The sequence below is a fragment of the Nostoc sp. genome, assembly GCF_036917655.1.
Taxonomy (GTDB): Bacteria; Cyanobacteriota; Cyanobacteriia; order Cyanobacteriales; family Nostocaceae; genus Nostoc.
This window is the reverse complement of record NZ_JBALCY010000001.1, coordinates 23,984-38,512: the sequence shown is the minus strand read 5'-3', so window position 1 is coordinate 38,512 and position 14,529 is coordinate 23,984. Positions and strand designations below refer to the sequence as shown.

Below are 14,529 nucleotides of genomic sequence, written 5' to 3'. Positions count from 1 at the left end.
TTTCAACTCTCCCCCTCAAAAAGAAAGCACTCAAAAAGGTAAAAACTGGAGCAAGACTGAGCCTAGACTTCCCAAAAAGTCAACAAAACTGGGGCTACCAGCGCTTACCTTCTCATTAACGGGTGTTTGCAGCTCTTTAATAAAAGCTTGGGCTGTTAGCGTTCCAGCGCTGTTGTTTTGGGATGTAAACAATTTTTGAGCGACTTGGGCATCTTGGAATGCACCTTGTCTATCTAGTATTTGGTAACGGGCGACACCACGAGCTAAATAAGCACCTGCATATTCTGGTTTAATAGCGATCGCTTGATTAAAATAACTGATTGCTTGCTGTTGGTTGCCTTTTTGCGCTTCTGCTACACCCCAAGCATAAAATTCTTCTGGTGAAGCAATTTGTGATGGTATACCAACCGCACCCTGGAAGTTAGCGCCATTCAGGTAAGCACCAGTCAGTTCTGCATTTGCTAGATAGGTATTTCTTAAATCAGCACCCGTCAAATTTGCCCCACTAAATTTAGCTTCGCTCAGATTAACACCAAATAAACTCGCGCCACTCAAGTTTGCACCCCGCAAATCTGCGCCGCTCAAGTTTGCACGGCTGAGGTTAGCACCTGTGAGATTAGCACCGCTCAAATTGGCTCCAGATAAGTCAGCCATCACTAAACCTGCACTAGTCAAATCGCAGTTCTGACATTGTTTGGTTGCCAATAACTGTCTAACATGTTCAGAATTTGCAGCTTGTACGGTTGTTGTCAAACTAATCGTGGTTAAAAAGGCAGCTATGGCTAGAATTTGGTTCTTCATATTCGTGTAATATTTCTTACTCAATATTAAACATTAACTGAGATGGATTTATACCTCAGCTTATGATATGAGCAATCTCAACAGTTTGCCCTCTGTAGTTGCCTATATCACTTGTAAATTTGAGTAAACACTCACTGGTTGTGCAAGTTTATTATCTTCTAATTATTTATGCCTAGCTACTTATTTGTTCTTCAGGGGTCAGGCTTTGGCCTTGCTGTAATACTTTTTGATAATTAGACATAAAATTTACACTTCTACTTCTTTGAACTTTAAGTCAAATAGACACAGATTGCATTTCTTGATTTTACAAAGAAGCGATGCCTAACCACAAGCTGCTACACGTCTGTGCCTGGTGCTAATGTCATCTGGGATGCTCTGACTCAGGAGCAAATCTCTCTTTTTGCTCTTGTATACCCTGATTTTAAAGAAATATGAGACTATAGAAGCATTAAGACAGTCATAAAAACGTGAGTCAGCAAGACAAACTCTTAGAAAAGATCCTCTCTGGGACTTCTGATACAGACATCCCTTTCGCCCAACTGTGGCAACTTTTATATCAACTAGGCTTTGATGAACGGATTCGTGGCGATCATCGGATTTTTATCAAAGTCGGTGTTGAGGAAATATTGAACCTGCAACATAAGAGAGGAAAAGCCAAAAGCTATCAGATTAAACAAGTTCGGGCAGTGATTCTCAAGTATAAGCTAGGAAGTAAAAATGATGTTTCGCTATGAGATTATTCTCTACTGGAGTGAATTAGATCAAGCCTTTATTGCTGAAGTGCCAGAATTATCAGGCTGTGCTGCTGATGGCGATACTTATCAAGAAGCTCTGCATAATGTAGAATTAGTTATGCAGGAATGGATAGAAACAGCTAAGGATGTAGGGCGTCCAGTTCCTGAACCTAGACCGCGCTTGATGTCCATTTAATTGATACACAAGCTAAGTCAAACTGGTTTTTTAGCATCATTCAGAAATATTTGACACCATTTTAGATGCGAATCAGAAAAAATTTTGCTAAAAGACTTAGAAAATTCTACAGACTGCCATAATGGTATCTATAGCATAATACGTTTGGGTTAAAGCTAAAAACCAAAACCAGCGTAGGTTGGGTTGAGGAACGAAACCCAACCTACAAATATCTTTAACTGTGGTTTTAGGCGCTTATTGATCCCCCCTAACCCCCCTTTTAAAGGGGGGAACCGGAATCAAAGTCCCCCTTTTGAAGGGGGATTTAGAGGGATTTAGAATTTTTTATACCGACAAGAAGACTTTTAAAACATCCTCTTACAAATCACCATAATATGTGATTTGTATTTGTCAGTACTATAGTGAAGAAGCTGTAGTCCAGAACGTTCTAGTTCTTGCAAAAGTTTAGGGATTTCATACTTATGATGTCGCCAAATAGTAATTTCTTCACCTTCAGATATTTCAATTTTCTTATCTATCCCCATCCGACTGAAATTTATAGTGTAATCATAACGGAGTTTCATATTAGCAACTATACTATCTGTTTTTAAATCATATTTTCTCACCAATTCACAATCTTCAGATTTAATCCCAATCTTGCTTTTAACCCATTCATATATTTCTTCTACATGATATTTGCAGCCACCTCTAACGTTTCCATCCCATTTAGAGTTAGAACCAGTTTCATTAGTGAACACCAGAAAATCATTTTTTCCCATGCTATCTCTAAAGTTTTTTAGTACCTGATCTCTATTTTGATGATTGCCAATGGTAACACCTAAGTGGAAAAATATTTTTGCTGTGTCATCAATTTCAAGACTAGCTTTATTTTGGAATAGATTTTTGGGTATACAACTATTTTCTATGTCAATTTTAGAACTGATAAACTCGACTTGAGGAAACCATTTTTTAAAATTATTTTTGGATAAATGAAGCAATTCCTCGCTAATATCTAAGGCAATATATTTATTAACCTTTCCTAATTTATTAAGTCTTTGAATAAAATTTTTAACGGGATATGAATTTCCGGCACCAACGTCTACAATATTTACTTTTTCGCCACTTTGAATATTGCCATTAAAGTATTTAAAGTTCTTCTTTAAAAGGTCAATTTCTACATTTGATGTCCGATACCATCTAGGAATAATATATTTTAGATAAAAATCGTCCCATATTTTTGCGCCTCTACCTTTATAAGAATACTTTAGAGGGATTTCTCGCCTGACTTCTAATGCATGAATTATTCCTAAAACTTCTTCTTCAGAAAAAAGAGAGTAGAACTCAGAACTTGGCTTTGCTGTGCGACTGATAGCAGTTGAGATATCCGAGGGAAGTTGGGAATTACTATGAAAATTTTGAGCCATTATTCTTGTTCTTTGGTTTTCTTAGGTATTTAAGATTAGCCGCAATACTTGCCAAAGAGGTATTTTCCCATACCATTGTCCCAAAATTTGGAATTTCTACCACAAATAGATCCCATATTCCCCACTCTAGAGGGTGTTTGAAAAGTATTTGGCTGTGATTTTAAGCACTTATTGATCTCCCCTAACCCCCCTTAAAAAGGGGGGAACCGGAATCAAAGTCCCCCAATCTATCGGGGGATTTAGGAGGATCTAAAACTTTTTGATACCGACAAGAGGACTTTACAAACATCCTCTCAACTGGCCAACCAGTTTTATACAATCAAAGTAGGTGATAATTTTCCAAAGATACAGGGGTAAATACCATTGGTTCAGCAACCAGAACTCCAAGAAACTTCGTCGATACAGTCAATCCAGCGCGTGCTTGGGAGTTTGAGCGCCTACCGATGGACTTCGCTGGGAGCCTTGGCCAGCCTGTTACTGTTGACGATCGCAAACGCTGTCACCCCGCAACTATTTCGGTGGGGAATTGATCAGGGCATCATCCCAAAAAACCTCCAAATTGTGCTATACAGTGCCGCCTGGATGGTACTCGCTGCGATCGCTCGTGGTTTATTTAACTTTGGACAAAGCTATTTGGCAGAAGCAGTATCTCAGGGTGTGGCCTATGATCTACGAAACAAAATTTTTAGCAAGATTCAAAATCTCAGTTTCAGCTATCATGACCAGGCGCAGACTTCCCAACTGTTAACCCGTGTCACCAGCGACATTGAGCAGATCCGCACCTTTGTTGGCACTAGCTTGATTCAGGTCATCGGTGGAGTTGTGACATTGGTAAGTATTTCGGTGATTTTGCTAGTGATGAACTGGGAATTAGCACTGATTACGCTAACGGTAGTACCCCTAGCCGGTTGGTTGATGGCGCGATTCATCACTCAAAATAATAAACTTTTTCGGCAAGTCCAAGAGCAACTGAGTGACCTCAATGCTGTATTGCAAGAGAACTTGCTAGGAATCCGGGTGGTGAAAGCCTTTGTCCGAGAGTCAACCGAAAGGTCGCGTTACACGACCATGAATGATGCCCTAGTCAAGGCAAACATGAAGACCATTAGCGCCATCCGTGATACCTTCCCGGTTATCTTTTTGCTGAGTAATTTGGTAACACTGGCAGTTTTCGGCTACGGGGGAGCGCAGGTGATTGGGGATCGGTTCTCCATTGGCGAACTGGTGGCGTTTAACTCCTACCTAGCGTTGATTCTCCAACCTATTTTGTTGATTGGATTTGCTGCACCTGCGATCGCTCAATCAGCTGCTTCTGCGGAACGAGTCTACGAAGTTGTAGATGCAGAAGTAGAAATTCGCGATCGCCCCGGTGCTGTCCCATTTGACACCTGCGGTGGGAGAATCACCTTTGAAAATGTTTCCTTTCGCTATCCAGGAGCGACAACCGAAACTCTCAAAGAAGTTTCCTTTGAAACGAAACCCAACGAACTGATCGCCGTTCTAGGGATGACTGGATCGGGAAAAAGCACAATTATGAACTTAATTCCCCGTTTTTACGATGCCACAGGGGGAGCGGTTCGCATTGACGGACGAGATGTAAAAAGTTTCACGCTCAAAAGCCTCAGATCGCGTATTGGCATTGTATTTCAGGAAACCACCCTCTTCTCTGGCACAATCCGTGAGAATATTGCCTACGCAAAACCCAATGCAACCCTACAACAGGTAATTGAGGTTGCAAAAACCGCACAAATGCACGATTTCATTAGTAGTCTGCCTGATGGCTACGAGACGATTGTGGGTGAACGGGGCGTGGGCTTATCTGGTGGACAAAAACAACGAATTGCGATCGCTCGTACCTTACTGACCGATTACAGAATTCTGATTTTGGATGACAGTACCTCAGCGGTAGATGCAAAGACTGCTGCCCAGATTCAAGCCAAACTAGATGACTTAATGCGCCAAAAAGCTTGTACAACTTTTGTCGTGGCTCAACGCATCAGTACCGTCAAGAATGCCGATCGCATTTTTCTCATGGATAAAGGACGATTGGTGGCACAAGGCACTCACGAGGAATTGATGCAAACCAGCCCACTCTACGGTGTGATTTTGGAATCTCAGGTAAAAGCGAAGGAGAAAAATGATCCCAAATTAGCATAATTAGTCTGGCTGGAAATTCTGATCACAGCCTTGTAATAAAAACTTTTAATCCAAAATCCGAAATCTAAAATCCAAAATTTTTATGAGAGGCACTATTCCCGTTGTTGAATCTGAGGAAAAACCAAGTCAGCAACTTTCCACCCTGCGGCGCTTTTTGCAATACGTGCTACTCTATCGCAAAGAAATTCCCATCGCCCTGACATTAGTATTGATTGGTGCCATAACCCAGGCAATTGGGCCATTCTTTATCGGCTGGTCGATTGATCACCTAATTGCACAAGGAAATTTGCAGGGACTACTGTTGTTATTAGGGCTGTTAGGGCTGAACTATGGACTTGGTGTCCTGGCAATCCGGGGTCAAATTATTCGAGTCGGCTGGATTATGCAGCGATTGCTGGCTCAACTGAGGCAAGATATTTTCATTAAAATCCAAAGTCTGCCACTCAGCTTTTTTGATCGCAGTGAAGCGGGCGATTTAATGAGCCGCCTGCTGAATGATGTTAATACCGTGAATCAGGCATTTGGACTGACGATCGCCCAAATGCTGGGCAACACTTTCAGTTTGGTCGGCATTGTTATTGCTATGCTCTCAATCAACCTCCAACTAGGCTTGTTGAGCAACCTGGTAGTGCCACTGATGATTTTTACCACAAGCTTATTTGCACGTTGGGCAAGAGTCAGATTTCGCGTCACCCGACAGACCATTGGGGAGCTTTCCGCCAAGTTGGAAGAAGATATTATCAGCGTGCGAGAAGCACAGGCATTTAATCGTGTACAGATGAATATCGAAGAATTCGCCATTCTTAACGCCGCCAATCGTGATGCCAACGTCGAGGCTGTGGCAATAACTTCAGCCTTTTTACCATCCATTGATTTTCTCAACACACTAGCAACGGCAGGCGTGCTGGCCTATGGCGGCTATTTAGCGGTAACAGGAGCTGCAACAGTGGGTGTGGTGACATCCTTTTTACTTTACGTCCAGCAGTTCTTCCGCCCGATCCAAATTCTCAGCCAGTTTTACACCCAAGCTCAATCTGCCTTCGCCGGATTAGAGCGAATCTTTTTATTGCTAGATGAACCGTCAGAACTCAAAGACGCACCCGATGCGACAGAAATGCCGCCCATTCAGGGTGAGGTGACATTCGAGAATGTCAAGTTTGGCTACAACCCAGATCAACTGGTTCTTAAAGGGGTGAATTTGCACGCCTATCCAGGGCAGATGGTTGCGTTAGTAGGGCAGACCGGTTCGGGAAAAAGTACGATCATTAACTTGATTTTGCGCTTCTACGATGTCTCTGGCGGTGCAGTGAAAATTGATGATATTGATGTGCGTAGTGTTACTCAAGCAAGTCTACGGCGTCAAATTGGTATCGTCCTGCAAGACAATATTCTGTTCAGCGGCACCGTCGCCGAAAACATTGCCTTTGGCGCTCCTTACGCCACCCAAGCTGATATCGAAGAGGCTGCACAACTAGCAAATGTGCATGAGTTCATTACCTCACTGCCACAGGGTTATACAACTCAATTGGGTGAACGGGGCGCACCCCTGAGCCAGGGACAGCGACAACTAATCAGTATTGCCCGTGCGGTGTTGATCAACCCCCGAATTCTGATTCTTGATGAAGCAACCAGCAGCATCGATACCCGCACAGAAGCGCTAGTACAAAGTGCGATCGCCCGCTTGCTGCAAGGTCGTACCAGTTTCGTGATTGCCCACCGCCTCAGTACAGTTACTCAGGCAGATCAGGTATTAATAATTCAGCAGGGACAAATTGTAGAGCAGGGTACTCATGCCGAACTCATCGATCAGCAAGGTGTCTATGCGAACCTCTATGCCCTGCAACTGGGTGCAGCAGACACAATGGTTCTTCAAAATGAAAAGTAAAATATATATAGCTCGAATTTAGCAATTGCCAGCAAAGGAATGAAGCTACCTAACCTCGATTCAGAAACCATCGATCGCATTATTGAAATGGCATGGGAAGATAGAACATCTTTTGATGCCATTGAAGCTCAGTTTGGGCTACTGGAGAAACAAGTAATTGCCCTAATGAGGCGCGAAATGAAAGAATCTAGTTTCCAGATGTGGCGAGAGCGAGTCACCAAACGCGATACAAAGCATTTATCTAAGCGAGAATTTATTGCAGGTCGGTTTAAATCGCACAATCAAAAAACCTAAGTAATTGGGTAAGCGTAGCCCGTCGTAGACATCGCTCTTTTGTGATCTGTTCAATTAAAATATCCTCCAGAACCATCAGAGGCTAAAATGCTCTAGAAGGAATTAAGCCTGCGATCGCGCTTCGCGTTGCCGCAGGCATCGCTTGCACCAATTGAGTGAAAACTACCAAATTCACCAAGCACAATGACGAAAGTTATACTCTACATCGCAGCTAGTTTGGATGGCTACATTGCTCGCAGCGATCGCGGAATTGATTGGCTATCAATTCTTGATACAGAAGGGGAAGACTACGGTTACGCTGCTTTCTATGAATCGATTGATGCTATTGTCTTGGGTAGCAATACATATGAAGTCGGGCTTAGTTTCGATGAATGGCCTTATGCGGGGAAGAAATCCTTCGTTTTCACCCAGCGCCATCTCCAATCTGACCGTGAGGACATTGTGTTTGTTTCGGACACAGTAGAACAGGCGTTAGCAAATCTAGAGGCTCAAGGCTTTCAAAATATCTGGCTAGTTGGTGGCGGAGCATTAATCAATTCGTTTCTTCAGCACAGTTTGATTGACGAATATATCATTTCGACTATTCCAATTATCTTAGGTGGCGGTATACACCTTTTCCCACCGCCCAGCCCTGAAGAAAAATTGGAGCTGATTAACTCAAAACAATATCCTAATGGTTTAGTCCAATCACATTATAGGCAAAAAGTAAAGGGTTAAAAATTTATAATTGTGCTTCAAGTAGTGAGAAGTCCGAGGGTCGGCTTCCGAGGCTCGGAACTTCGGGGAATTTAAACTCCACCTGAAACGTTACTACCGTTATCAGGCATTGGGTATAAACCCTTTTTAATTATGAATTACGAATTAACTTGAAACAACCTCAAGAAGCTTTTGAACAGCGTTGCTGAAGTCCTCATAAGGAGAAACTCCTACGATGGTTTCTGCTAAATTACCATCTTTGAAAATTAAAACTGCTGGAATACTGCGAAGACCGAATTTTTTGAAAATCGGCTTGTTGCTGTCAACGTCGACCTTAACGACTTTGGCACGACCTTTGTATTCCTCGGCGAGTTGATCCATTAACGGACTGATCAGGCGACAGGGACCACACCAAGTAGCAGTAAAATCAACAACAACGACTTTCTCTTCACTTCCATTTAAAACAACATCAAAATCACTTTCTTGAACGTAAGCAACTATGTGAGTATCAGTAGACATTTTTTAATTCCTTAGTGTCAGACTAAAATTTCAGCAAAAAGCTAACTATACAAACTATACCCCCTTCTGCCTGTCAGATTCACCAGTCATCTACATTGGGGAAACCCCCGCAACTGACTTTTACTTAGTAGCGTATATTTGATAACCTACAGCTTTTGTACGTAGGGTGCGATCGCGTTGATCACCTTTTGTTAATAAGACTATTTTTAGTTTTCTCATTTTATGCATCTATTTATCTTTATATAGTTTGGTGTTTTCATACCTATCTACTTATATTACTTTTGTCTTTTATCAGTAATAATACTTGGTTATAAAAACTTTATTTATTTAATATGCCAGATATATACATTAATACTAAAACACTTTATAACCGTCATACATAGAATTACAACCCTAGTATTTGTATAAAAAATATTAACATTAATTGGATTTAATGTTAATATTTGTAACATAAGCATCTTTATGAGGATATATTAACTAATGGCTATTGTGAAAGAGTTTCCAGTAAATCATTTAAAATCAGTTTCTCGTGAAGGAAATAAGACGGTTGTTGAATCTTTAGCACAACAATGGGCTAAAAAATATATAGGGAACCTCAAGATTGATACTGATAGTACAGAAAAAGTAGAAATACCTAATTTATCAGAGATAGTATCACCAGAGGGACGAAAGAGAACTGCTCAAAAAGTATTGGATTCTTTGCGAAGTGTTAGTGCTAGAGCCTGGAATAAAACTGAGGAATTATTATCAAGAGAAATTAAACAACATGGCATCGACTTAAACCTAATTAATCCGTGGGAAATCGCCGGAGATTCTTTTAACATTTACCAAAAAGCTTTGGATGTATATACTCAACAAACAACATCACAACCTCTTTCTTTGGTAAGGAACCTGCTTGATTCAGAGAATCCACTTTATGAACAGGCATTAGATGTTTATACAGAACAAGTGGCTCCTAGCAAGCTGGCTACAGTTATTGGTGCGGATATAGGAAAGCTCAGAAAGAAATACACAAGTCATGATCCTAGAGTTATTGGCTTTGTAAGTATGCAGTTTCATTATACAAGTCAAATGCTCATACAATCACTTGAGCCAATAGAACAATCACTTATTAGTACATACTTTAAAGTGATTGACGACCATTTGTATATGCCATTGCAACGTGCTTATGAAGCAGCAGCTAACCATGATTCTAATTCTGTAGCATTATCCGCAGTGCAAAAGTTGCTACCAATTAGTACACAAATTGCTAACAGGATTTCCCAAAGAGTAATTGAACTTTATCCAAATTACAACTCAATGTCTGGTGCATTAAGTGCTCCAATAGTTAAGACTTCTAGTATTCGGGATGTAGAAATGTTTCAAATATACCTGTGGGTATGTGCTTTAGAAACAAGCTGTGGAGCTATCCAACAAGAGTTATTTCCCTTATGTGTAATGCTCTATCCCAGATTAAAAGTGCAGTGGGAAGTAGTTCGTCAAATGCTACATTTGCTGAGAAAAGAAATAGACATTAGCTTGACTTCTCAAGAAGCAGAAACTTTAATTCCATATTTCCAGGTATTGTGGGATATGTTCTCTCCAGAGGTGTTTGCTGAACTTGGATTGTAATCTCGGACTTTCAAGGAATAAATTACTCAGAAAAGAATTCTTCTCTGCGAGATTCTGCGCGTACTCTTGCAAAGAAGCCTTAATAGTCATTCTCTTGATCAAACAGTTCTAACAACCCAATTGTGCCTACAAAAAAAGTATAAGTAGCATATTTTATTGGCATCTTTTTTCTTGAAGGTGCATAAAAAGCTGCTATAATGCTTTCGATAAAATGGCTCGTCATGGCAAAACGCTCAATCCAAAAAATTGGATTAAGGCTGCTTGGTAGATTACTATTAGTTATTACTGCATAAATATTCCACGATTCCAATCCAATTGCGCTTGTTATAAGCATTGTAGATATAACTTTTATAACGGCAAAAATGTTTCTCTTTATAAACTTTAAGTTCATCGTATTGACAAAAAAATGTTTAACATATCTACAATACTCGGCGAAGTAACAGACAAGTCAATGTGTGTTATCTAAAATTTTCCCTAAGTCAACCAATCTTATATCATGATTTCCATTTTTGTAAAAGTCTGTAAAAATATGGACATGGGGGATTAAGCCAATATTCCCAAACTATTGAGAATGGATATGTAAAAAAACTATGCAGTTTTCTTGTTTGAGGATTTTTCGTTAAATCACCAGATATTTAAAAAATGATAAAAGTGTGGAATAATACATAGGTGGTAAATTTAATTGCACCCTATAGATTAATAAGAAATGTAAAGCTATGATTGCTCAACATTACAATTCAATTCATGTTGAAAACAACTTGCTTAAACAAATCAAAATTAAAGAAAATCAGCTAAAAATTGCCCAAGAATCTAATATGCTCTATGTAGTAGAAGCATTACAGAATGAATTATTAGAGTTACAGTGTCAATTGTCAGAGCCGCAAGACCTTGAAATTCAGGCGTTGATGAGTTTGCTAGACGATTAAAATTGTAAATTTGTGTTGCAAAACTGATTGAAAACACAAAAACTCTGTTACCAGGAAGTAGAGCATAGTGATTGTGATGCCTGTGGGTATGGTTTAAGTACTATAGCTCAAGAATTAACAGTACAAGAAGTAGCGATCGCACAGTTATAAGGTGTCATAGAAGGATGATGATTCTTACTTAGATAAGATGTTAGGGTTTTGCTGAGTCTGTGGTCTTTTTATCTGCGGTACTAAATCAATCTTAAGAACAGGTTTAATTGAGGACAGTTGCCTTTGCCTAAGAATTTGAATTTCTCTCTCAATCGAATCTTTTCCTTGCCTAAAAAAGTCTTGAGAATTATATGGAACTAAGTCACGGGATAAATGTTGAGCTTGTGTTGGAGTCAAACTAGGGAAGGCTTGTTGAGCATTGGCAGAAGTCTGTACAGCCAGCAAAAAAGCTGTTGAAACCAGCAAGGGTTTTATTTTTATATATCCGGTGAATATCAGGTTTAGCATGATTGATACATTTATTGCGTGAATGCTGCTTCAAACCATTTTGTGTTGGTCGGATTAGAAACAAAGTACACTTATTTACTTGTTAATTACCTCCTACAAATGGGTGAATTAATCAGCTAAACACCTAGTACAGCACGGCGTAAATCCAGCTACCATCTCAATTAACTAGATATATTAGATCCCTTAGAGACCAATAACGTTCAGGGAGGATTGATTGATGGAAGAGAAAATAATTGCCGTTACAAAAGAGCGTGCTTTAATGCTTGCTAGATTAGCATTAATTCAAGATAAAGTTCTAATTATTGAAGACTCACTTAATGCTACTTATAGAGAGCGTAAGCTAGGACTTGGGGATAAAAATAGAGGATGGAGTGTATGTGCTAAACTTGACTTAGTTGGACATTGGGATCCAGATTTAGTATTTGTGAGCGTGTCTGATCCGGATGAAAAAGTAAAAATCCAAACAATACTTTGACAATCTAGCAAGTAGGGTGCGTTAGCCATAGCGTAACACGCCATTATTGAGTTAGCAGGGCAATACCCACGAAATCAAAAACTATCAAACAAAAACATCTGGTGTCGATACATTTCCATTGAACCTCTAATTAAAGGTATTGGTGCAAATGTTCTTAATTTGTCACCCTACTCCCTAGATTTTAATCCAATTGAACTTTGGTGGTCGCAACTTAAGTCTTTTTTACGTCAGTTCTCTCCAAGCACAACAAAAATGGTTGATACTCTAATTGCTACTGCCCTCGATTTAGTCAATCCTAAGCATTTACGAAACTGCTTTGCAAACTGTTGCTACTGTACTTCATAAATCTGGAATCTGCTGTAAAGGTAGGCAAACTTCCGCGTCTCCTACATGAACGGATAAAACTTGAGACAAGCGGTATAAATTAGTATGATAGAACATTGGCGGAACTCGTTGCGATCGCTAAGACAATAAAAGATATTGGCACAACTGAGGTTTAATACTAATCTGATAGACTATCTTAAATTTGAAATTATAAAAGTTGGTAGCTCAGGGCTGATAACTAACTATGAGTGAAGCCTTATTCTGTATCGAAAATCTGCGAGTTGCCTATCCTGGGCGGAGTGGAGAAGAAGCAAGCTGGGCGGTTGATGATGTATCTTTCAGCTTGCAACCAGGTGAAAGAATGGGATTGGTGGGAGAATCGGGTTGTGGTAAGTCAACTATCGGACGGGCAGTAATGCGTTTATTACCAGCGTCTAGTTGTGTTGAAGGACAGGTGACATTTCAAGGACAGTCGGTGTTTGACTTGATGCCTAACCAGTTGCGGAGGTTTCGAGGAGAGGCGATCGCATTAGTTTTTCAAGATCCCATGACACGCCTCGATCCACTGATGACGATTGGTAAGCATTGTATCGAAACCCTTCAGGCGCACTCACCAGAATTATCAAGACGGGAAGCCAAAGTAAAAGCACTTGCTACCTTGGCAAAGGTGAATATTCCAGCTAGTCGCTGGAATCAGTATCCCCATGAGTTTAGCGGGGGAATGCGCCAACGGGTAGCGATCGCCTTAGCTTTACTCCTCAACCCCAAGTTGATTGTTGCCGATGAACCCACCACCAGTTTAGATGTCACCGTTTCCGCGCAGATATTGCAAGAATTAACTCGCCTGTGCGGTGAAGAAAACATGGGATTGTTGCTGATTTCTCACGATTTAGCAATGGTGGCTGAGTATTGCGATCGCATTGGCGTTATGTACAACGGCAAGATGGTCGAAATGGGTTCTACAGAAACTGTATTTAGACACCCTCAACATGAATACACGCGATCGCTCTTAAAAGCAGCTTTACACATTCAAGCAGTAAATGATGATGGAGAATTGATAATTGTCAATGAGGCAGAAAAGCAATTACCGATTATTAATCAGCAATCCCCAATTTTGAGTCTTACAGAACTCAAGCAATACTACACCATAGAACCTAACTTTATCGAACGACTGTTTAACACACAAGCGCAGACAATTAAAGCAGTAGATGGTATTAACTTGGATCTTTATTCAGGAGAAATTCTCGGCTTAGTCGGGGAATCAGGTTGTGGTAAGAGTACGCTATCACGAACAATATTGCAACTAATTCGTCCCACTAGTGGCAAAGTTGAGTTTTTAGGACAGGATTTAACTACACTGTCGCGTCGAGAAATTCGCTCCTCACGGCGACAAATCCAAATGGTTTTTCAAGACCCCCATGCTTGTCTCAATCCAGCGATGACAGTGGGAGAAAGTATTGCTGACCCTTTATTTATCCACAATCTAGCCGATCCAGTTAAGGCAAAAGAACAGGTTTTGTGGATGCTAGAGAAAGTTGGGTTAACACCGCCAAAAGTGTATTATGAGCGTTATCCATCAGATTTGTCTGGTGGACAACAGCAACGAGTTGCGATCGCTCGTGCTTTGATTACTCACCCTAAACTTTTGATCTGCGATGAACCAGTGAGTATGTTAGACGCTAGCGTGCAGTCGCAAGTGCTGGATTTGATGTTGCAATTAAAGGAAGAATTTGATTTAACTTATCTGTTCATCACTCATGATCTTTGGTTAGCTCGATTTCTGTGCGATCGGATTGCCGTGATGAATAGCGGTAAAATTGTCGAACTCGGTCTGACAAAAAATATTTTTGCCAATCCTCAGCACCCTTATACCAAAACTTTACTAGCTGCTGCTCCGTTACTAGCACGTGCGTGACATCCTGTATACACTGATATTGAAAAAGAGGCAAGAAGGGAGCAGGCAACAACAAGCAAGGGGGACAGGACAGCCTCTAGCAATTGTGTAGCCCG

16 protein-coding genes are annotated in these 14,529 nt (G+C 40.6%); 11 read left to right on the top strand and 5 right to left on the bottom strand.

Going from position 1 to position 14,529, the window contains the following annotated elements:
• Positions 1-30: 30 nt before the first annotated feature.
• Positions 31-801 (bottom strand): pentapeptide repeat-containing protein, encoded by a 771-nt coding sequence (locus tag V7K30_RS00195; protein ID WP_334995971.1) that lies wholly within the window; start codon positions 799-801, stop codon positions 31-33.
• A 467-nt stretch (positions 802-1,268) separates the two neighbouring features.
• On the opposite strand from V7K30_RS00195, the gene V7K30_RS00190 reads away from it, so the two are divergent.
• On the top strand, positions 1,269-1,535 hold the full coding sequence (locus V7K30_RS00190) for a type II toxin-antitoxin system HicA family toxin (protein WP_334995969.1): 267 nt from the start codon (positions 1,269-1,271) through the stop codon (positions 1,533-1,535).
• Positions 1,519-1,731 carry a type II toxin-antitoxin system HicB family antitoxin gene (locus tag V7K30_RS00185; protein ID WP_334995967.1) on the top strand — a complete coding sequence of 71 codons (213 nt, stop codon included), beginning with the start codon at positions 1,519-1,521 and terminating at the stop codon, positions 1,729-1,731. The genes V7K30_RS00190 and V7K30_RS00185 overlap by 17 nt, the downstream gene beginning before the upstream one ends.
• Before the next feature lie 344 nt (positions 1,732-2,075).
• On the opposite strand, the gene V7K30_RS00180 is transcribed toward V7K30_RS00185, so the two are convergent.
• A complete protein-coding gene (locus tag V7K30_RS00180; protein WP_334995963.1) occupies positions 2,076-3,134 on the bottom strand; it encodes an L-histidine N(alpha)-methyltransferase in 1,059 nt (352 codons plus the stop codon).
• Positions 3,135-3,497: 363 nt separating this feature from the next.
• On the opposite strand from V7K30_RS00180, the gene V7K30_RS00175 reads away from it, so the two are divergent.
• From V7K30_RS00175 to V7K30_RS00160, 4 genes are all read left to right on the top strand, one after another.
• Positions 3,498-5,291, top strand: coding sequence for an ABC transporter ATP-binding protein (locus tag V7K30_RS00175; protein ID WP_334995961.1), 1,794 nt, complete (start codon positions 3,498-3,500; stop codon positions 5,289-5,291).
• A gap of 82 nt (positions 5,292-5,373) precedes the next feature.
• Positions 5,374-7,176: an ABC transporter ATP-binding protein gene (locus V7K30_RS00170; RefSeq protein ID WP_334995959.1), complete on the top strand. Its 1,803-nt coding sequence runs from the start codon at positions 5,374-5,376 to the stop codon at positions 7,174-7,176.
• A gap of 39 nt (positions 7,177-7,215) precedes the next feature.
• Entirely contained in the window at positions 7,216-7,470 is a 255-nt protein-coding gene (locus tag V7K30_RS00165) for a TIGR03643 family protein (RefSeq protein ID WP_334995957.1), read from the top strand.
• A 183-nt stretch (positions 7,471-7,653) separates the two neighbouring features.
• Entirely contained in the window at positions 7,654-8,187 is a 534-nt protein-coding gene (locus V7K30_RS00160) for a dihydrofolate reductase family protein (RefSeq protein ID WP_334995955.1), read from the top strand.
• Between the two features lie 144 nt (positions 8,188-8,331).
• On the opposite strand, the gene trxA is transcribed toward V7K30_RS00160, so the two are convergent.
• Positions 8,332-8,685, bottom strand: coding sequence for a thioredoxin (gene trxA, locus V7K30_RS00155; RefSeq protein WP_334995953.1), 354 nt, complete (start codon positions 8,683-8,685; stop codon positions 8,332-8,334).
• A gap of 480 nt (positions 8,686-9,165) precedes the next feature.
• On the opposite strand from trxA, the gene V7K30_RS00150 reads away from it, so the two are divergent.
• Positions 9,166-10,296 carry a hypothetical protein gene (locus tag V7K30_RS00150; protein ID WP_334995951.1) on the top strand — a complete coding sequence of 377 codons (1,131 nt, stop codon included), beginning with the start codon at positions 9,166-9,168 and terminating at the stop codon, positions 10,294-10,296.
• Positions 10,297-10,375: 79 nt separating this feature from the next.
• Here V7K30_RS00150 and V7K30_RS00145 read toward each other — a convergent pair whose 3' ends face one another.
• Positions 10,376-10,687 carry a hypothetical protein gene (locus V7K30_RS00145; protein WP_334995950.1) on the bottom strand — a complete coding sequence of 104 codons (312 nt, stop codon included), beginning with the start codon at positions 10,685-10,687 and terminating at the stop codon, positions 10,376-10,378.
• 325 nt (positions 10,688-11,012) lie between these two features.
• Here V7K30_RS00145 and V7K30_RS00140 point away from each other — a divergent pair, with 325 nt between their 5' ends.
• A complete protein-coding gene (locus V7K30_RS00140; protein WP_334995949.1) occupies positions 11,013-11,222 on the top strand; it encodes a hypothetical protein in 210 nt (69 codons plus the stop codon).
• 27 nt (positions 11,223-11,249) lie between these two features.
• Positions 11,250-11,372: a hypothetical protein gene (locus V7K30_RS00135; RefSeq protein ID WP_334995947.1), complete on the top strand. Its 123-nt coding sequence runs from the start codon at positions 11,250-11,252 to the stop codon at positions 11,370-11,372.
• Positions 11,373-11,396: 24 nt separating this feature from the next.
• Here the strand turns inward: V7K30_RS00135 and V7K30_RS00130 are convergent, their stop codons facing one another.
• Positions 11,397-11,720: a hypothetical protein gene (locus tag V7K30_RS00130; protein ID WP_334995945.1), complete on the bottom strand. Its 324-nt coding sequence runs from the start codon at positions 11,718-11,720 to the stop codon at positions 11,397-11,399.
• Positions 11,721-11,937: 217 nt separating this feature from the next.
• On the opposite strand from V7K30_RS00130, the gene V7K30_RS00125 reads away from it, so the two are divergent.
• Positions 11,938-12,195 carry a hypothetical protein gene (locus tag V7K30_RS00125; protein ID WP_334995943.1) on the top strand — a complete coding sequence of 86 codons (258 nt, stop codon included), beginning with the start codon at positions 11,938-11,940 and terminating at the stop codon, positions 12,193-12,195.
• Between the two features lie 568 nt (positions 12,196-12,763).
• The gene (locus V7K30_RS00120; protein ID WP_334995942.1) at positions 12,764-14,434 is read left to right on the top strand and encodes an ABC transporter ATP-binding protein; all 1,671 of its coding nucleotides are present in this window, start codon (positions 12,764-12,766) and stop codon (positions 14,432-14,434) included.
• Positions 14,435-14,529 lie beyond the last annotated feature (95 nt).